Genomic DNA, 18573 nt, shown 5'->3' with positions numbered 1-18573 from the left:
ACCGGGGCAAACGTCACCTGCAAGGTAACCGGCATTGATGGAACCCTACCGTTGCCAGTGGCGTAACTATAGGTTACCTGAGTGGCGCCCTCGTCAACCTGCAACAGGCCATCAACGATAGTAGCGCCTATCAGGTTGCTCACCTTACCTGCATCAAATCCAGCCGACAACTGGTTCACCGGCACCAGGCGAGATGACCCAGAAATACGCACCGTCTGACTCTGATCTTTTACGCTAGAAAAATAACTACTCAGATTATTAATGGCCGACAAATCAACAGCTGTCAACTTATTAACGGCTAAATTAAGATCTGTCAGGTTGGTGTTCGCCGACACGTCAATATCTGTCAACTTATTATCGTGTAAATAAAGCGATGTCAGGTTAGTGTTGTGTGACACATCAATATCTGTCAACTGATTAAATTCTAAATCAAGACGTGTCAGGTTAGTGTTGTGCGACACGTCAATGTCTGTCAACTGGTTACTGCTTAAATCAAGACTTGTCAGGTTAGTGTTGTGCGACACATCAATATCTGTCAACTGATTAGAGCCTAAACCAAGAGTTGTCAGGTTGGTGTTGGCTGACACATCAACATCTGTCAACTTATTATCGCTTAAACGAAGCTCTGTCAGGTTAGTGTTGTGCGACAAATCAATAGCTGTCAACTGATTAGATTCTAAATCAAGCTCTGTCAGGTTGGTGTTGGCTGACACATCAATATCTGTCAACTTATTACTGTCTAAATTAAGCCATGTCAGGTTAGTGTTGGCCGACACATCAATACCTGNCAACTTATTACTGTCTAAATTAAGCCATGTCAGGTTGGTGTTGGCTGACACATCAATACCTGTCAACTGATTATTGAATAAAATAAGCTTTGTCAGGTTAGTGTTGGCCGACACATCAATACCTGCCAACTGGTTATTGCTTAAATCAAGCCATGTCAGGTTAGTGTTGTGCGACACATCAATATCTGTCAACCGATTTTGGATCGCGTAAAGCTTTTCCAGCTTGGTGAAATGCTCCACACCTTTCAAGCTCGTGATTGACTTGTTCTTAATATTGATTGTAAAGACTTTGTCTGCTTCCGACTGCTGCAAGATACCGTCATTATTGCTGTCAACATTAGTGGAAACGTAGTTACGGAAGTTAGTGTCTGGGAAGTTGGTTTCGTCGATAGCTGTATCGGCGGCGTAGGTGGCGGTAGGGAACTGGAACGTCAGCGCCAGACCGGCTAAAACGGCCACTATCCCCCCAAAAAATCGTTGTCCTAAAGCTGACATCATCATCTCCTCATCAAAATTAACCTAAAAGTGCCCCCAGCGAACCAAAAACACCAGAAACAAGACATACACATTGTTTCATACCGGGGGGCGTCAAGGTGCATATCAATATCCAAGAACAAAAACCTTCTGACTCGTGCAATTTTAGTGACCCAGTTTGTCTAGGATTTTTTTGGGCTTGCAGGGCGGGGGTTATCGTGTCGATAACCTGCCCATCAGTAAAGTAATCGCCGTGCCAATGAAAGGGCTTGTCAAGTTTTTGGTGTAAACGGTTTTTATTAAATAGTGGTTGGGAATCGGTCTGGGTAGTGTAGGGCTAGTTCGCCAAGTACTTTCTGCCATCTTTGGATTGCTAGTCCTTCGATTAGTTTGCCTGGTGCTTTTCGGGGGTTGCCCTTTGGGTAGGCCGGCTTGTTTAGCTCGTTGCCTGGCTCGTTCGTCTTCGATATTTGTTATCGCTAGCCACATGAGTGTGACAGCGGCTGCATCGGAGGGGGAAATGGCCTGTGGTTTTGATGATTTTACGTAGCTGGTAATTCAGTGACTGAGCGTGTATGTACGTGACGCAAAGACATGAGCCGCCACCATGCATTACCCCGAACTCGCAGCTACAGGGTGTTGCGGGAGATCGAGGGTGACGACCTCGTGGGTCGGCGCGAGTGGCGTGCCAAGGCAACTCGCTGTCTACGAGCATATCGATGGATCCCGCACTTCTCTGTCTATCCGATACTTTTCGGCGGCACTCATACTTTTCGGCGCGAAGCACACTTTTTGGCGCTACCCCCTGAGAGCACTATTCGCGACCCGATCGAAGCACCTAAAACCTGCTCGGACACCCTCTTCCACGCCCGATCCGAACCATGCCAGAAGCACAACAAACCCCTCGAATTCCTTGTTTTACCTAGTAAAACCCGGAACCCAAGGGGTCCTGTTCGCACTCACACTTTTGTATCCAAAGTAGAGTGCAGATGGTGGAGCTAAGGGGATTCGAACCCCTGACCTTCTCATTGCGAACGAGACGCGCTACCAACTGCGCCATAGCCCCAGGTGCCCGTTTAGCATAACACCCAACGGGCAGCGATGAAAAACGGGAAACGAAGACTCAGGAACGAGGCACCGAACTCAAACGCTTCAACCTTCGAACGCGCGTAGAGAAGCGCACATAGTGAACAGAGGCTCACCCGGCGTTCGGGTGAGCCTGTCCAAAAGGTTCAGGTGAGCCTGTCCAAAAGTCAGAGCGTCAGCACGAGTGTCAGTTACTGCGCGCGACGAGCATCCAGCACGGCGTCCAAGTCAAGCGCAACAGCCTGGTCTGCGACAACCTGTTCGGTGGTCATGGCGTTCTCGGCGACAGTCGCTGCGATCGGGCGAGCCGGCACGGCCACGCCAACCTTCGGGATTCCGCGGATGTCGGTGTCAATGTGGACCGAACGACCGCTGACGCGACCGCGCGTTGCGTATCGTGGCGCGGGGATCGGGTTGACGGTCCACGTGCGACGCTCAACGGTGGTGCCGGTCAGTGCAAGTTCTTCGGCTTCGTCTTCAGCATTGACGAGGTCCGTCTGAGTTTCACCGCTGAGCGCATCGGCGGGCACATTGGACATCTCGATCACGTTGGTGTCACCAGATTCGGCGAGCGAGGTAGAAGCGGATGCGTCCAGCTCAACTTTTTCAAGTGCGTGCGATGCAGGGGAGACCGTCGCGCGAGACGTGGAACGATCTGCGGTGATACCGGCGAAGAGGTCGTCTTTTTGCGCCTTCGGGGCGGGTGCGGATTCTTCCTTGCGGACTCCTCGAGCCGAGGCTGCGTTGCGCAGGTTTTCGAGCAATTCGAGCTCAGCTTCGTTTGCTTTGTCGGAACGAATTGCCGCCATACGCGAGGCAACTAGGGACATGACAAGCAGAGCTGCGGGGATCAGAGTCCAGAGGAAAGACGCCGAAAGCGCGGCACAGACGATGGCGACCAGTCCGCTCAGACCAGCGCAGGTGGCGCTGACTCCAAGGCGACGGCGACCTGCAGCCGCTTCAGCGGCGAGGCGCGCAGCACGACGCGCACGAAGCTTAGCAATCTCACGCACGGCTTTATTTGCGCGGTGCTCGATACGAATCTTCGCATTCATTGCAGCTTGATCTGCCATGGCGATCGTTGCCCTTTGCGTAATTGTGCGATGAACACCGAGCAACTGCCCGGTAGATCGACCGCAGGTTTGGCGGTTGCTTTCATTATTGTTGAGGAGCTTCATGCCCGTTGAGAAACGGTCACTTTCACGGCTGAAAGTTTTCGCATTTTGTCGGGCAGCGAGCAGGGGAATCAGCCCCAGTAGTGTCACTACCGTTGCAATGATGATGATTCCGCCAAACTCCACGAGACAACGCTATGGGTTTTCACATGCGTTTGAATGGTGGGGTGGGCGCGTGTTGTGTTTCCTGATCAAAGCCACTTTCACACATACAACAATCGCAACATCAGCCCCACCAGCCACGCTACGACTGCACCCTCAGCCCGCCTGAAGACTGCGCGTTCAGCCCACACGAAAACTAGGCAACACCACCGGTCGGGACCTCGTACGCGACATCTACCGGCTGATCGCGTGACCGTAAATTTTCTTCACTAATCCACCGGCCGGCAGAGACTCCGTGTCGATCGAAAACGCTTCATGGTCCGCCCACGCGCCGTCGATGTACATGTAGCGCGGTCGCAGGCCTTCACGGTGCAGACCGAGCTTACGAGCAACTCCCAGCGATGCGCAGTTCTCGGGTCGGATCACAACCTCGATCCTGTGGAGTCCCAGTTCGCCGATAACCAGGTCGATGATCGCCGCGCAGGTGAATGTTGCCAGCCCTCGTCCAGCCCATTTTTCCGCCAGCCAGTAGCCGAGCATCCCCGATGACATCGCCCCGTGCGTCACGTTGGTCAGCGAGAACTGTCCAGCAATCTCGCCGCCGATTTCAAGCTTCATCACCAGCGCCCGCCCCGCGCGTTGAGCTCTGTCGATGGTGCGCGTATATTCGCCAAGCGTCTGGCCTGCGTTGCCGTACGTGTTCGGTGGCAGGGTTGCGTCCCAGGGCTGTAGCCAATCGGCGTTCTCGCGTCGTACTCGGTCGATCGCCGTGTGAGCGCCGGCGTAAGCAGGGCGAATTCGTAGCAATTTCGGATGCAGTTCCGCCTGCTCTTTCTTGGGTTTCGCACTACCTTCGTGCTCCACCGATTTCGTCATCGACGAGGCCGCTCGCCCGTGCATGAACCCTTCACCGACTGGGTCGCGGACCTCAAGGCTCAGTTCACCAAGAGTTCTGCCCCAGATCCGGATGAAGTGTCCAAACATGATCTGGTCCTCTACGTAGTCGACGACTGGTCGGGCTGAAGCTAGCGGCCGGAAGACAGTAGGTGACGGCTGATCACTAGCAGGTAGCAGCGAGCGGGTCTAAGAATCACTCAAGAACCAAGCACTGCAACATGTCACCCGTATGCACGTTAGTTGTGCTTTCAGGGACAATGGCAAGCGCGTTGGATTCCGCGAGCGCACTGAGCAGGAGCGATGCGGGAGCACCCATGACCTTCGCTTGGTAACCGGTCTTAGGGTCGCCGACTAGGCGGACACGAACGAATTCGCGACGGCCTCGCGGTGAGTACCAAGAGCGGTCGACGGCAGCCTTCACAGACGGTCGGGTCAGCTGGGTCCAGCCCTGCATATGACGAAGTGCTGGGCGAACAAAGACTTCGAAACAGACCTGGGCAGAGACCGGGTCGCCGGGAAGACAGAAGATCGGGGTTCCACCCCCACCGTTGTCGTCGCCCCCGACAGTTCCGACGCCGAGGATGTGTCCCGGCCACGCGGCAATGTTGTCGAAACGAACGGTGCCCAGCGTGGACAGGACCTCGCGGACCGTGTCGCCTGAACCGTGCGAGATACCACCGGTGGTCAGGATCAGGTCTGCGCGAACAAGCTGGTCTTCGATGGTTTCGCTCAGGACGTGGCGTTCGTCTGGGACCGCGGCAACGCGGAAGGTCTGAGCCCCCGCATCGGCGATAGCCGTTGAGAGGGCGTGACCGTTTGCGTCAAAGACAGTGCCAGGACGCGCTTTTTCGCCGGGTTCAACAATTTCGTCGCCGATGGACAGGATGACGACGCGAGGACGCGGGTGAACGTACACGCGCGAGCGACCCACACCTGCAAGCAACGCGACCTGGCGGGCACCAACGCGGGTTCCCTTTCGCAGGACAATTTCGCCTTCTTCAACGTCTTCTGCCTTTCGGCGAATATTTTCGCCGACTGCTGGCTGGGTTCGAACGTTGACTTGCGCCATGCCGTGGTCAGTGAATTCAAGGGCGATCACCGAATCGGCACCGGCCGGCATCGGGGCACCAGAGGCGATACGAATCGCGGTTCCGGGCACCAGTGCTGCGGGGTTCACGTCGCCCGCGCGGATTTCTTCGGTGACGCGCAGGGAGAGTTCGTTGTCGGGGCGAGCGCCGGCAAGGTCTTCGGAACGCACCGCGTAGCCGTCGCGGGCCGCAAGGTCAGCGACCGGAAGATCGAAGGGAGCTTCAACGTCCTCGGCAAGAACGCAGGACACTGCGTCCGCGAGTTGCACGTCCAGTGGTGGCTGCTGGGCTACGGCTGAAAGACAGTCTTGGTAGAACTCTGCAACGCTTCGCATCAGGCCTCATTCGGTTGGGTGTTCAGATATTCACGCAGTGCCGGCCCCATGTCTGGGTCGGTGAGCGCAAAGGCGATGGTGGCTCTAAGGTAGCCGAGTTTGTCGCCGGTGTCGTATCGGGGTTCGTCGATGTTGACACCGTACAGTCCGCCACCGTTTTCGCGCGGCGTGGCGATGAGCTGGGCACATGCGTCGGTCAGCTGGTATTCGCCGCCGGCTCCTGGAGTGATGTGTGTGAGTGCGTCGACAACGATGGGGTCACACATGTATCGTCCGTCGATCGCTGGGCGCCCGACGTTCGGTAGCATTTCTTTTGGAACAGACTGTGTGATCGGCAGGAAACGGGTACCGCGTCCCGCGGCGGGAACAACCGCGTGGGTGACAGTCTCATGCTGCTCGATCATGCTCTCCACCCTAGTTCGAGCAGGAGCAAAACCGAGTGATACACGAGGACAAAGCCCTCATTCGCGCGAGAATCCGCACACAGCGGAGTCAGCGTCGGGTCTGCACTTCCGCCGATCAGCGTGCGCGTGAACGCGCTCAGTTGGCTGCGTTGTGGCCCGAGGTGCTGGCAGATTTCGGGTTTTCTTCCGCCTCTGTATCCTCTGCGCCAGTTGACGAGACCGCGCTTACCTCTGTGTCCTCTCCCCCTGCTCAGGGCGCGAGTTTTCTTCCCGCTCTCTTCATTTCAAGCCCCAGCGAACCTGACACTGCCGGGCTACTTCAAGCGTGTGAGTGGTGTTTGATTCCCGGCCTCGTCGACCCAGATGGGAAGGCAGCTATTGGCGTGGCCTGGACGTACGTGGATTCGCGCCCGCAGGCGGCAGAGCCAATGGAGGCGAACCTGGAATCTATTGTGTCTACTGGCCCGCGGTTTACTCCTACGCGTATAGAGAGCGCCGACGAATTGGCGAAAGCCGACCTGATCGTTGTACCCGCACTGGCTGTGGATGCGCGAGGAGTCCGTCTTGGGCAGGGTGGCGGATGGTACGACCGGGCGCTCGAGCACGCTCGGCCTGGTGTTCCGATTATCGCCGTAGTCTTCGACAATGAGTTTTTCTCCGATCCTCGCGATTATCTGCCCGTTGAGCCTCACGATCAGCGGGTGAACGGGGTGCTGACTCCCAGCGGTTACACGCGACTTATCCACAATTCGCGCTAAGTGCCACTTATCCACAGTTTCCGTTTCGCTCAGGTGCGAGGCTGCGACTGCGTGCTTTTACTTGAGGTATGACCAGACGCATTTCGTTCACGGCGATCCGCAGGCTTGGACTCGCCATCATCTTCGTGTTCACCATCGGAGCAATCGCTTTGACCTTGCTCCCTCATTCTGGCGGACATCAAGTGCTGATCCTCGCCACCGACATTGAACGCGGGGACGCCATCGACTCTTCAGCGGTCACGCCAATCGAGGTCCCAGAACGGCTCGTCCCCGCCGACGCCATTACCTCGACCGACGTATTACCCGCTACTTGGACAGGAGAGCCAGCCACGAAAGGCACAATCCTCTCGGAAAGCGTCATGGCAGGATCAGCGTTAGGGCGAAGTTTAAAACCCGGACAAAACCTGATTTCTGTCATATTAGATAGGACACAAGTCCCCCCACTTGAGGCCGGAGATTCCGTGGTTTTATGGGGTTTTCCTGACAACTGTGACGTAAACACCTGTTCAGCATCTTTATTGACTAATCAAGCACTTATATCCTCAGTGTCAGTAACCGACGCATCCCAATGGGGATCGTCTGCTACTGCTCGTCTCGACCTCATCGTTGACGAAGCAGTAACCGACACCGTTCTCGGCCACGCCGGGACACATACGCTCGGCCTCGCTTTGGCTACACCACATGGCTAGCGGGACACTTCAATCAGGAGATCACAATGATCCAGGGATTCAAGGAATTCATCTCCAAGGGCAACGCTCTTGACCTCGCAGTCGCCGTCATCATCGGCGCAGCCTTCACCCCCATCGTCACCGCTATCACAGACGTCATCATGGACATCATCGGCGCCGTCATCGGTCAGCCGAACTTCGACTCCGTCCTCCAGTTCACGATCAACGGCTCTGACCCGATTCGGCCGGGCACCATCATCACCGCTGTTGTGAACTTCCTCCTCGTCGCAATTGCTGTTTACTTCGCGATCGTTGCTCCGATGAACAAGATCAAGGCCGCAACCGCTAAGAAGGAAGAAGCTGTAGAAGAAGCACCGGCAGCTCCCTCCACCGAAGAACAGCTCCTCACCGAGATCCGCGACCTGTTGGCGAACAAGAACTGAGACTCAGTTCCTTACACGCGTTCAAGTGGCTCCATCCCTACAGGGACGGAGCCACTTTTGCTATGCACGGATATAAGCTCCCTAGTCCGCTTGTTTAAAGGACAGGCGATGAAGTGACGGGAGAGGCCTTTTCAATAGGAGAAAACGAAGAGCACCTAAGCGCGCGCTTGGGCGTGAGGCGGAACGTTGTCCAGCAGACGACGATCATTCGCCCCATCCCCACGATCCGGTGAATCCGCGAACGAACCTGCCCTGCGATCGTCGGGGTGAACGCGATCCTCCCACGATGGCGCGACCCCGTGAGCAATCAACTTACGATCCACGTCAGACACGAAAGTCGCCACGCGACGACGCTTCTTCGTACGCTCAACAGGCGCACTCTGATCGACAGTCGCTCTCTGCTCAGCAGAAACTCGCCGATCAGAGGGAGTGAACGCGGGCGAATCAGTCGAGACGCTCAGGTTTTCAGACACCATGAATCACTGTTCGTCAGGGGCAGCCGGACGAGTCCTGCGCACGACGTTGCCCAGCACCGCATCAGACTGGAAACCGCGACGAGTAATCCCCAAAGCGTCACGCAACTCGTCAATCAACTCATTGAACGAGCGATCGACGCCGTCAGAGCGGATCCACATCGCCATCTCATCAAGCTGATCATCAGAGTAGGCCGCCAGTGGCAGGCCAGGGGCGATCGCCGGACGCGGACCACGCGCCGTCTCAGGCTGATTCGCAACGATGATCTCGAGCATGCCCGTAATCACCTCGTCAGCGCGCTCGCGGGCATCCATCTGATGATCCGACTTCGCAGGCTCCGTGACTACGTCATCCGTCTGTGCCCCAACGCCACCGGATTCAGCCGGTTCTTCCAGGACGATCTGTACCTCAGGCTCAAGAACTACCTGCTCGCTGGGAGCCAAGACCGGAGCGGGGGCCACAGCAGGACCCGCATCGCTAGATGCAACTTCAGGAGCGTTCAAGCCAACCAACGTATCCGGGCCAGAGGTATCCACGTCTACAACCATCGGGACCTCGACAACCTGTTGGTCAGGCACACCGTTGATTTCATCCACCGCATCCAAAACAAGCTGAACAATCGTGTTTGCTTCCTTTGCCGGGTCAATGAAAACGGCCATCGATAACGCCGTATGGACCTTCCAGCCCTGGGCTTCAAGCATCGCCGGCCACATACGGTCACGGACACGCAAGGACGGCTCCGCCACATACGCTTCATCATCAGTCAAAACCGCGACAAGCAGTCGACCGGGAACCTCCGGGTGGCCAATCGCAAGCGGAATACGCATTCCACCCGGGATACCCACGTTCGGGACTACCTCAAGCCCCATCGAATACAGGCGTTCTGCCAAGTCAATCAGCAGACGATCCGGTTCAGCTTCCAGAACCGGCCACCCTCCATTCCCCACACCGGACTGACCTTCGCCAATCTCAATCAGGTTGTAGAGCATCTGGGCGCCTTCAGCGGAAAGACGCGACGGATCGATATCGCCGGAGTGAATCGAAGAAATCAACGTCAGATCACCACGCACCGCACGCAAAACATCCGACATTGCCGACAGCCCGTTCTGGCTGGAGAAGACACCGAAATCATGGATCACACGCCCGTGCGGGGTCTTTGCAAAACCAACGGAAATGATGATCCGATCGCGACTAAAACCACGAGCGCCGCCAGGATCCACGACAGCGAACGGCTGAGCGGTTGCTTCGTCGAAGAAGGATGCCAGTCCGGGTTCCGAGGCTCGGACTTTCTCGATCGCGCGCTGAATGCGATTCGCGTGCGTAGTTGACAGGGCGATCACACCCAGCGAACGTTCCGGCTGAGACACGGCGTGCTCGATGACCTGTTCAACGACAGCATCGACTTCCGCGGTGGTTGATTCCACTGCGTGAGAACCCGGAGCGGGCATACCGGAGCTTTCGCACCAGAACGCCGTAATCGGAGCGGCTGCAGCCGTCCACGGGACCGGGACACCCGTATGGTCGATGCCATGGCGAGCAAGAAGCAATGCAACCTGGTCATTCAAACGCGTCGGTGCAACGTCCATTCGCGTCGTTGGTAGAACACTGGCCAGCACACGCGCCGCCCCACCTTCGTGAGCGCCAGACAAGTCTGCCAGTACAACAACTTGGCGAGCACGAGCAATAATCGGGATCAGTTCAACCAGTGGCAGATCATCAATATCGTCCAGGATCAGCAGGTCAACATGATGTCCGGCCTTGACGATCGCGGGAACCAACGTAGGAACCGTGAACACCACTGGCACCAGGTAACGGACCAGGGGAAGAGCGTTGTAGAAATCAAGCGCGCCAACGGGCGTGCCCGAAGCCAATAGAGCTTCCAGTTGTTCTTGCTGGTCCGGGCGTGTCGCCATCGCCTGTAAACGCAACCTGCGAAGCTGACCCAAAACCTGCGGAGCCAACGTATTCACCTGGGCAAGATCCAGGGCACGACCAGACTCAAGCGTGGCCTCAAGATGAGCGGGGTCGAAACCACCCAGTTGCGGATCGCTTGCCAGCATCAGGCCAAGAATTGATGCCCACCACGCCAGATCCAGTTCTGAATCCACCATCTCGTCATCAACGTGACGATCACGCAAGTCTTCAGCCAGCGACGCCAAACCTGCACCCTTGAGCTTCTTCAGCACTGTGACGCGACGTGGCAGTTCACGTGCACCTTCGGGATCAGTATCCAAGGACTCGAACAACGCCGCCAGATCAACGATCGTCATCTCTTCGAAGTTCTTATGACCCGTCGAGAACATCGGGCGCAGAGCCTTCAGATCATCCTGAATGCTTGTCGTCAATTCGATCGCTTCATTCATACGGTTCGGCAAAGTCGGCCAACCGTCGCCACCGGTATGGTCGCGCCACACATCGCGACGTTCCTGCACCTTGAGGAGTTCAGCGTGCAGGTCCGAAACATGCGTTCCAGGACGAACAAAGTCCTGGGCTCGTTTCAACAGACGCGTCCGTTCTGAACGCTTCATCGTGATGCCGTGGGCGGCACGCCACTGCTTCGACGCAGTCGCAATCACCATGTCAGCAGCCGAGTTCTCAAAGATCTGCGGAGTGAAAATATCAAGAACGTCGCGAACACCCTCAAACATATGCAGTTGAGCGAGCCACTGAGACAGAGTTGTCGCAGTTCGAATATCCGCTTCACCCGCAATCGTGCTGATACGAACACGAAGTTCAGGCAAGCTTTCCATTGCCAAACGATGAACGCGCAACAAAACGTCAGGAACCTGCTCGTCCGACGAAATAACAACGCCCTTCCATGCGGTATGCGCCGTTGCGCGTGCAAAAAGACCCAAGTTCGAGGCCTCGTGCAGAAGCTCCCTAGCCTTCGCGCCCTGATCCTGAGCAATATCTAACAGAACATCCTCGCGGAAACGAACGCGGGTAGAAGGGCTCGGATGCTCGCTTGTCAGGTCTGTCAGCACCTGAAGAGCCTCGTACGCACTTGCCCCAAATGCGCGGAACGGACGATGCAAGTACGTTGTGTACGACGACAAACGCGAACGTACATCGCGCAGCTTGGTACGTATCTCGTCCACTTCACCCATATCCGCAACCGGGGACGTATCGGTCATCACCTGATGGATGCGCGCACGGATTTCAGACCCGTCCGCGGTAGTGCCATCCAGACGGACCCCCGCTTCACTCAACCCCAAGGAACGCAGACGCTCTTCAGCCATCGTCGTACGCGACGGCGAACCCCCCAAGTGGATCACGCGCCTACCATAGGCCGCACTATCAGCAAGAATCGCGCCCACCAGCGCAGTGTCATCCGAACCGTGAGGCACATCCACAACGAAAGAACGACCCGAAGCAACAGCTTCAACAACATCCTGTTGCTGAGGCGTCAAATCGCCTGCGCCACGTTCTTTCCACGGATCGCGATCAGTTGGAACAGAATCCGGCAGTACGCGATGAGTGTTCTGGCGAGCTTCCTGATCGCCAGCCAGAGCACGCACAATATCCGAGCTCAAAATATGCTCAGCATTGTCATACTCGCGGTGCAACTGAGAAGCCGGATGCTCGAACAGGCCGATGATGAGTTCGTCACGAAGCTCAAACTGGTCAAGATGACGACCCAACTCGCGGACCTTCGCCAACGCCTTGGACGAAGAGAACCCGTGGATAGATGTCGCTTCATCAATCAACGCCTCAGCATCGACTGCGACTCCGCTCTTCAACAGAGCTGACGTGATCGTATTGTCCAGCTTGTAGCCAGAAGCCAGACGAATCGTCACGTCATCAGGTTGGTCTTCAAGAAGAACAGGGCGAAGCAGGACAGCAGAGCTGGCCCATTCGCCAGCATTCATCCATCGGGCGTAGCCGATAGACATGTGAACAGTTCCCACACCGTGGCGTGCAGTGAGCTCACTTGAACGCGCCATGATTGCGCGCGCATGATCCAAGCCTCGTTTCAAGGCGGAAGGCTCACGGATGAGAAGGGACAGACGCGTCGGCTGGTCAGCGTAGAGCTTCGCAAGCCCACCTGGGTGCGGAGCGCCGATAGTCAGACGAGGAGCATCCGCACCATCAATGCGAGTCCGGCGAAGCAGGTCATCTTGCCACACAGTCAGTTGATCGCGAAGACGCTGGTGCGTGTTCGGCTGGGCTGACTCCTCTGTCGGCGCAACAGAAGTCTGTTGCTGCGACGAGGGCGTTCGTGAATGACGTGAGAAAAAACTAGAGGCCACGATTCCACGGTAGTGGAGTGGCCTCGGTTTTCAACGGAGGCGTTGCCGTGTAGGGGCAGATTCCCCTACGCGGCAACGCGTCTCACAATTGATGTCAGTAGTGAGTGACGACGGCAGTACCGGAATCAGCCCAGCTGAAGACGTAGTGTGCTTCAGCGACGGGCAGGTTCACACAACCGTGCGAACCACCAACGGAGCCTAGTCCAAACTGGCGAACCCACGGAGCACCGTGGATCGCGTAGGAACCGGTGAAGTAGGAAACCCACGGCACATCCTTCGCGCAGTAGGGCCACTCGGGGGTACAACCCATGTCCTGCTTCTCGTACTTCAGGTAGATGTGGTAGGTACCGGTGACGGTCTCATGACCGGGGGCGCCGTGGTTGACCGCAATGGGGTCGTGGACAACGGTCTGGCCTTCGTAGGCGGTCAGGCGGTTCGTGGTCAGGTTAATATCGATCCACTTTTCACCCTCATGCATGGCATATGGGTAGGCTTCGTAGCCCGCCATAACGGGGCGCGTTTCAGTGGGTGGCGGAACCTTGTCATAGTCGAAGCTACCCGAGTAGTCGGTCCCAGCATTCAGGGCAGCAACCACATCGGCGCCCACCTGAGCGGAGTTGTTGACGGCTTCGCCTTCCTTGCCGGGCATCGATTCGGCCAGGACATTACCGGCGCCATCAACGTTGTTGATTGCCGGGGTTGGGGCAACGTTCGTTGCTTCAGCAGTCTTATCAACCCATGCCTGGACAGCTTCAGGATCGATGGAAGGGGTTCCTTCTACGTCATCAACGCCGGGCAGAGCAACCCACGCTGCGCGGTCGACGGTTTCGGCAGTGTAGTCCTTAATACCGTCACTGATCGTCACCGAGTGAGCAACAAGAGCGGTGGCTGCGTCGGCAACCTTTTGAGCTTGCTTGTCAGACACAATCGGGTCCTGCGTGGACGGCGAAACGGAGATTGCCTGTGAGGACAGAGTCTGCAACGCCGTGGCCACAGCATCATTCAGCGGCTGGGCATCAATCGCGATACCAGGTACCCCGGGGGTCACAACGAACGCACCCTGCTCATCGACTGAAACGGTCGCCGACTTGGGGGCCTCGCCGACGGACTTCACCAGGGAAGCCATGTAGGCGTTGAAGGTTTTCTTATCAGTAGAGGAAACAAGGGGGTAGTCGCTACGCTTGAACAGGCCAACGAAGCGTTCCCAGACGGAATCCGAAGAAGCCAGAACTTGATCCGCTGACGCTTGCGCATCAACGGTGACGCCCAGATCTGCAAGCGATGCCTTTGACGGGGTACCGTCAACATCTATGTCAATTGAAACCTGGGAGGCCTGATCGTTGATCCATGCGACAAGCTCGTCACGATTCATCGCGTTGACATTGTGTCCGCCAACGGATGCGGTCGGAAGAGCTTTATCAGAGTAGTAGCTGGCGTACGCCGTGCCGGCACCACCGACAACAACTAATACTCCAATGATCGCTGCAATCAGCCATTTCATTCGGGTCATGCGTCACTGCCTTTCATTCCGCTCACAATCGTAATGGGCTGATGCTTGCTGAGGAAAGTCGTTGAGTTGTCAAACACTGTTAATGTCGCCTCAGTCGACATTTCTTTTTTCACAATCATTCCACTCGGGTTAACCTGCCTGTCACCGCTAAGGTTGCGCCAATCGCTTCTGGCACACACTTTAAGTTCGTCACCCTCGAGGATCCGCTACAGTCCGACTACACCGAAGGCACGGTTGACTCGGTGACGCTGAATGACTCCACAGTTGATTCCAAGTAGTACACGCGACTGGAGGTCAGAAAGTCTCCGTCGACTTCAACCAAGCGCAGATCGCCACCGGCGAATAAGAGCACCGATGCACTCACCAACAATGGCGGGCACGAAGTACATCAGCGTGAACACCGCAAGGTCGCCCCAATCTCTGGGCGAGGTCAGGCCAAACGCCTCGGGAACTGAGACAACGAACGCAATAGTCGTCACAACGGCAAGGAGCACCGGGCGCCAGAATCGAAAACCCCAGCGATACGCGGACACCATCGCGCACACGTAGGCAACAAGCGGCAGGACAATAAACATTCCCGACAGCCCTTTTTCATCGTCAATCATCGTGCGCATGGCATCAACGTGGCACAGCAGGAATTGATATCCCACCTGCACGACGAATACGACGAGCAACAAAATCCATTCGGCGCGACGCATCACTGCACCTGCCAGATCAGGAAGCCCCGCAACGCGATACCCGCATAGAAGAGCACGGGAACTCCAACGCCACTGACAATCAGCGCCACGACTGCTTTCGGAGTGAAAGGTGCGGGCGCGTGCCGGTCAAAGCGAGTCGGTATCTGCTGTTCGGGCGACGGGGCGGTCGACCCGAGGGGCTCGAGCTCTTCCATAGTCCAAGCGTACAGTCAGCACCTCGTTCACGGAAGAGGTGCCTCTGTATCGCTTGAAACGTCCGAAGTGAACACGTCAGACCTCACCCCACCCCTAACCCGCACCTCGTCGCGCGTCACCACCTACACCCAACGCGACACAACCACGCGTTTCAGGGCAAAAGTGTCGCGTCAGGTGCAGTCCGTGCCAGAGAACTGGCACCCATTTAAGAAGCGGAACAAAACCCAGGACGCTTCAAGCACGGCTCCGCGAGACCATCGAGACCGCGACCCGCGACCTCGACGACGCCTACGAGTTCTAATCGAGGGCAAAGAGTGTAGATAGGAACGTAGATCGGGGTTCTGAGCGGTTTTTTGGCTCAGAACCCCGATCACTTTTCGTTGATATTCCAACGTTTCTTGTGCCCCCGAGACGATTCGAACGTCCGACACCCGCTTTAGGAGAGCGGTGCTCTATCCCCTGAGCTACGAGGGCTTAGCCAGCCATATCCTGCGCACGAACGCGCCGGCAGTCTGAGCGCCTCCAACTCTACCAGCCTCGCCGACTTTCGCTCCACGCGCGAGCGCACAGCACCGGGCGCCAGTTGTACGTATGGCCTCGTCAATCATCCGCTAGCGCGCAGTGCACACGCCCGCCCCTCATCCACGAGGCCGCGTACACCGCCACACCACTCCCCCATCGCCGGCGCAGAACACCACCGCACAAAACCCCGCCGAAACACACTGGTGGGGTAAGGCCGAAGCCTCACCCCACCAGAAAACGAGTACTACGAATCAGAGGGCAGCCAAGCACTCGATAATCGCGCTAGCAACCTTCGGAGACGCGACGCTCATGGCGCGCAGAACATCCTCGTGTTCAGTTGGTGTGTCGTCAAAACTGAGGTCGGAGACGACGGACAGACCGCCAACCTCGACGCCCAGCTGGTGGAGCGAGATCGCTTCAAGGATCGTGCTCATACCAACGGTGTCCACACCATTGTTCGCGAGCATCCGCGATTCAGCTGCCGTCTGGAACTCCGGGCCGCGCAGCAGGCCGTACGTGCCCACGCGGTCGCTAATCGGAGCCAGGATACGCGTAATGCGTGGCGACCAGACCTGCCAGATGTCGGTAAACACCGGGCCCTCGAACGGGGAAACACCAGAGAAATTGAAGTGATCTTCAATCGTCATCACGTCGCCCACTGTCCAGTTACGCAGGCATCCGCCAGCATTCGTCAGAATCGCGACCGTGATGCCCGTCATCGCGCAGACGCGGACCAGCTGGCAGACCTGTGTCGGCGTATAGCCCTCGTACAGGTGGACGCGACCGGTAGCAACCAAAAGGTGCTTCTCACGACCACCGTGCACATTCACGCGCACGCTCAGCAATTCAGCGCCGTGACCTTCAACCGCCGGAACCGGAACGCCGGGAAGGTCTGCCAAGGGCAGGCGAGCCTCGATTTTCCCGATTTCGTCCAGCGCATCACGCAGACCAGAGCCAAGAACGACAAGCGCGTCGTGGCGTTCAACGCCGGTGCGCGTTGCGATCAGCTGAGCGCCCTCACGCACCTCGTCCGCTACCAGCGGGTCACGCTGGAAGCAGTAGTCCAACGCTTCACTACGCGCAGCATCCACAACGGCAACCGATAAATCAGGCACTGCGATTTTCCTGAGCAGCGATCTTCTTCATGGAAGCCAGCAGGTAAACAACGTAGCCGATGATCAGAGCAAGGATGACACCGATGTTGCCGTATGCCCACGGGCCTTCCTTACCACCGAGCATCCACAGCAGGTAGCCCTGCCAGTTGTTCCATGCGGCAGCCTCAGCGAACGAGTTGATCACGAAGCCCCAGCCGATCACGCAAGAGACGGCCATGATAACGATGGAAACCCAGTTGATCGAACCGTAGATGCCGGAAGCATCGAACAGGGCCTTCTCGTCGTAGTCAGCCTTACGCAGGGTAATGTCAGCCATCATGATGCCTGCCCATGCAGCGAGCGGAACACCCAGGGTGATCAGGAAGGACTGGAACGGGCCGATAAAGTCCGGGGAGAAGAACACGACGAAGATCGTGCCAGCGGTCAGGATGATACCGTCGATCAGCGAAGCCAGCGGACGAGGCACCGTGATGCCCAGCGTCAGCAGGGTCAGACCGGAGGAGTAAATACCGTTGATCGCACCCGACAGCAGGGACAGGATTGCGGTCAGCAGGAACGGAATGAGGAACCAGGTCGGCAGCAGGTTGGCCAGTGCACCAACCGGATCGCCACCGATGGCGTCGGACAGATCAGCGTCAGAACCGGCAAGCATGAGGCCGAAGGTGATCAGGACGACCGGGCCGAGCGAGCCACCGAAGGTGTTCCAAAAAACGATGGACTTACCATCGGCGTCGCGGCTCTGGTAGCGCGCCCAGTCAGCAGCAATGTTGACCCAGCCAAGACCCATGCCGGTCATGACCATGGTGGCAGCACCGATCGTTGCAGCCAGTGAACCAGATTCGATTGCGCCGAGTGCGGACCAGTCGATGTGCGGGACGACCAGGATGATGTAGATGATCGTGGTGATACCGGTCAACCAGGTGAGGACTGCCTGCATCTTCATGATGATGTGGTAGCCGGCAACTGCGCCGAGAACGATGAGCGCTGCGACGACAACGGCGGCAACGATCTTGACGGCGTTGCCGTCTTCGCTTGACCAGCCGAGGCGGACGAACACGGTGGAGGTCGCTAGGACGGCGGTGATGGCGAGGGAGGTTTCCCAGCCGATAGAGGTCAGCCACGAGAAGATACCGGGGATCTTCGCGCCGTTCACGCCGAAGGCGGAGCGGGACATGACCATGGTCGGTACGGAGCCACGCTTACCACCAAGGGCGATGACGCCACAGATGATGAAGGAGACAACGACACCAATGATGGTGACGATGACTGCCTGCGCGAAGGAAATTCCGAAGCCGAGAACCCAGGCGCCGTAGCTCATGCCGAACACGGAGATGTTCGATGCGAACCAGGGCAGGAACAGGTTATGGGGCTTAGCGGTACGTTCTTCGTCGCTGATGATTTCAATGCCGGCAGTTTCGATGCCGGACTGGGAAACGGAGCGGGTTGCGTCCGCTGCCATTTCTGGCGTGCTCATAGACGTTCCTTGTCTGTGTAGATCAGGGCGAACCGCAGGATCGGTAGTTCGCACCGAATTAGACTAGACCATTCTTGACTATGAGTGACGTTCCCTCGGCCACACGCCAGAAAACCT

General features: G+C 57.1%; 15 protein-coding genes, 2 tRNA genes and 1 pseudogene. 3 read left to right on the top strand and 15 right to left on the bottom strand.

The annotated features are described in order from the left end of the window. The 7 genes and pseudogenes from AC5RE1_RS05025 to AC5RE1_RS04995 all read right to left on the bottom strand — a co-directional run. Window positions 1–1283, bottom strand: a 1283-nt coding sequence (locus AC5RE1_RS05025) for a leucine-rich repeat domain-containing protein (protein WP_493938422.1), incomplete at its 3' end; no start/stop codon positions are given. A 278-nt stretch (window positions 1284–1561) separates the two neighbouring features. After that, window positions 1562–1830: pseudogene (locus AC5RE1_RS05020) on the bottom strand (IS256 family transposase); the annotation flags it as partial. A 422-nt stretch (window positions 1831–2252) separates the two neighbouring features. Continuing rightward, window positions 2253–2328 (bottom strand) — tRNA-Ala (locus tag AC5RE1_RS05015). Window positions 2329–2539: 211 nt separating this feature from the next. Further along, entirely contained in the window at window positions 2540–3649 is a 1110-nt protein-coding gene (locus AC5RE1_RS05010) for a hypothetical protein (protein WP_460257211.1), read from the bottom strand. 210 nt (window positions 3650–3859) lie between these two features. Then, window positions 3860–4609 (bottom strand): GNAT family N-acetyltransferase, encoded by a 750-nt coding sequence (locus AC5RE1_RS05005; protein WP_480939395.1) that lies wholly within the window; start codon window positions 4607–4609, stop codon window positions 3860–3862. Between the two features lie 106 nt (window positions 4610–4715). Then, on the bottom strand, window positions 4716–5945 hold the full coding sequence (locus AC5RE1_RS05000) for a molybdopterin molybdotransferase MoeA (RefSeq protein ID WP_480939396.1): 1230 nt from the start codon (window positions 5943–5945) through the stop codon (window positions 4716–4718). Beyond that, complete coding sequence (locus AC5RE1_RS04995; protein ID WP_219585651.1) at window positions 5945–6349, bottom strand: hypothetical protein; 405 nt, start codon at window positions 6347–6349, stop codon at window positions 5945–5947. The genes AC5RE1_RS05000 and AC5RE1_RS04995 overlap by 1 nt, the downstream gene beginning before the upstream one ends. A 35-nt stretch (window positions 6350–6384) precedes the next feature. On the opposite strand from AC5RE1_RS04995, the gene AC5RE1_RS04990 reads away from it, so the two are divergent. The 3 genes from AC5RE1_RS04990 (at window position 6385) to mscL (ending at window position 8218) form a co-directional block, all read left to right on the top strand. Further along, complete coding sequence (locus AC5RE1_RS04990) at window positions 6385–7107, top strand: 5-formyltetrahydrofolate cyclo-ligase (RefSeq protein ID WP_285069505.1); 723 nt, start codon at window positions 6385–6387, stop codon at window positions 7105–7107. Window positions 7108–7175: 68 nt separating this feature from the next. Further along, window positions 7176–7796, top strand: coding sequence for a CpaB family protein (locus AC5RE1_RS04985; RefSeq protein WP_103632092.1), 621 nt, complete (start codon window positions 7176–7178; stop codon window positions 7794–7796). 26 nt (window positions 7797–7822) lie between these two features. Continuing rightward, entirely contained in the window at window positions 7823–8218 is a 396-nt protein-coding gene (gene mscL / locus AC5RE1_RS04980) for a large conductance mechanosensitive channel protein MscL (RefSeq protein ID WP_006680861.1), read from the top strand. Window positions 8219–8373: 155 nt separating this feature from the next. Here mscL and AC5RE1_RS04975 read toward each other — a convergent pair whose 3' ends face one another. From AC5RE1_RS04975 to AC5RE1_RS04940, 8 genes are all read right to left on the bottom strand, one after another. Further along, window positions 8374–8694: a toxin gene (locus tag AC5RE1_RS04975; protein WP_257878475.1), complete on the bottom strand. Its 321-nt coding sequence runs from the start codon at window positions 8692–8694 to the stop codon at window positions 8374–8376. A gap of 3 nt (window positions 8695–8697) precedes the next feature. Beyond that, window positions 8698–12942 carry a PDDEXK-like endonuclease domain-containing protein gene (locus AC5RE1_RS04970; RefSeq protein ID WP_493938421.1) on the bottom strand — a complete coding sequence of 1415 codons (4245 nt, stop codon included), beginning with the start codon at window positions 12940–12942 and terminating at the stop codon, window positions 8698–8700. A gap of 94 nt (window positions 12943–13036) precedes the next feature. Further along, window positions 13037–14452 (bottom strand): L,D-transpeptidase family protein, encoded by a 1416-nt coding sequence (locus AC5RE1_RS04965; protein ID WP_006680858.1) that lies wholly within the window; start codon window positions 14450–14452, stop codon window positions 13037–13039. 314 nt (window positions 14453–14766) lie between these two features. Further along, complete coding sequence (locus AC5RE1_RS04960; RefSeq protein ID WP_006680856.1) at window positions 14767–15150, bottom strand: hypothetical protein; 384 nt, start codon at window positions 15148–15150, stop codon at window positions 14767–14769. Next, window positions 15150–15344 (bottom strand): hypothetical protein, encoded by a 195-nt coding sequence (locus tag AC5RE1_RS04955; protein ID WP_006680855.1) that lies wholly within the window; start codon window positions 15342–15344, stop codon window positions 15150–15152. Before AC5RE1_RS04955 ends, AC5RE1_RS04960 begins: the two co-directional genes overlap by 1 nt. 402 nt (window positions 15345–15746) lie before the next feature. Next, window positions 15747–15819, bottom strand: a tRNA-Arg gene (locus AC5RE1_RS04950). 299 nt (window positions 15820–16118) lie between these two features. Next, the gene (locus tag AC5RE1_RS04945) at window positions 16119–16982 is read right to left on the bottom strand and encodes a purine-nucleoside phosphorylase (protein WP_493938420.1); all 864 of its coding nucleotides are present in this window, start codon (window positions 16980–16982) and stop codon (window positions 16119–16121) included. Further along, window positions 16975–18456, bottom strand: coding sequence for a purine-cytosine permease family protein (locus AC5RE1_RS04940; protein ID WP_480939405.1), 1482 nt, complete (start codon window positions 18454–18456; stop codon window positions 16975–16977). Before AC5RE1_RS04940 ends, AC5RE1_RS04945 begins: the two co-directional genes overlap by 8 nt. Window positions 18457–18573: the final 117 nt, after the last annotated feature.

Source organism: Actinotignum sp. usb-actsch-rep-73 (genome assembly GCF_059082735.1).
Note: the sequence above shows the minus strand (reverse complement) of the source record. Positions and strands in the feature narration are given on the sequence as shown.

Coding starts and splice junctions, on each gene's coding strand:
- AC5RE1_RS04940 (WP_480939405.1), bottom strand. CDS start 18,456: ATGAGCACGCCAGAAATGGCAGCGGACGCAACCCGCTCCGTTTCCCAG.
- mscL (WP_006680861.1), top strand. CDS start 7,823: ATGATCCAGGGATTCAAGGAATTCATCTCCAAGGGCAACGCTCTTGAC.
- AC5RE1_RS04955 (WP_006680855.1), bottom strand. CDS start 15,344: ATGGAAGAGCTCGAGCCCCTCGGGTCGACCGCCCCGTCGCCCGAACAG.
- AC5RE1_RS04960 (WP_006680856.1), bottom strand. CDS start 15,150: ATGCGTCGCGCCGAATGGATTTTGTTGCTCGTCGTATTCGTCGTGCAG.
- AC5RE1_RS05005 (WP_480939395.1), bottom strand. CDS start 4,609: ATGTTTGGACACTTCATCCGGATCTGGGGCAGAACTCTTGGTGAACTG.
- AC5RE1_RS04985 (WP_103632092.1), top strand. CDS start 7,176: ATGACCAGACGCATTTCGTTCACGGCGATCCGCAGGCTTGGACTCGCC.
- AC5RE1_RS04975 (WP_257878475.1), bottom strand. CDS start 8,694: ATGGTGTCTGAAAACCTGAGCGTCTCGACTGATTCGCCCGCGTTCACT.
- AC5RE1_RS04995 (WP_219585651.1), bottom strand. CDS start 6,349: ATGATCGAGCAGCATGAGACTGTCACCCACGCGGTTGTTCCCGCCGCG.
- AC5RE1_RS04965 (WP_006680858.1), bottom strand. CDS start 14,452: ATGACCCGAATGAAATGGCTGATTGCAGCGATCATTGGAGTATTAGTT.
- AC5RE1_RS05000 (WP_480939396.1), bottom strand. CDS start 5,945: ATGCGAAGCGTTGCAGAGTTCTACCAAGACTGTCTTTCAGCCGTAGCC.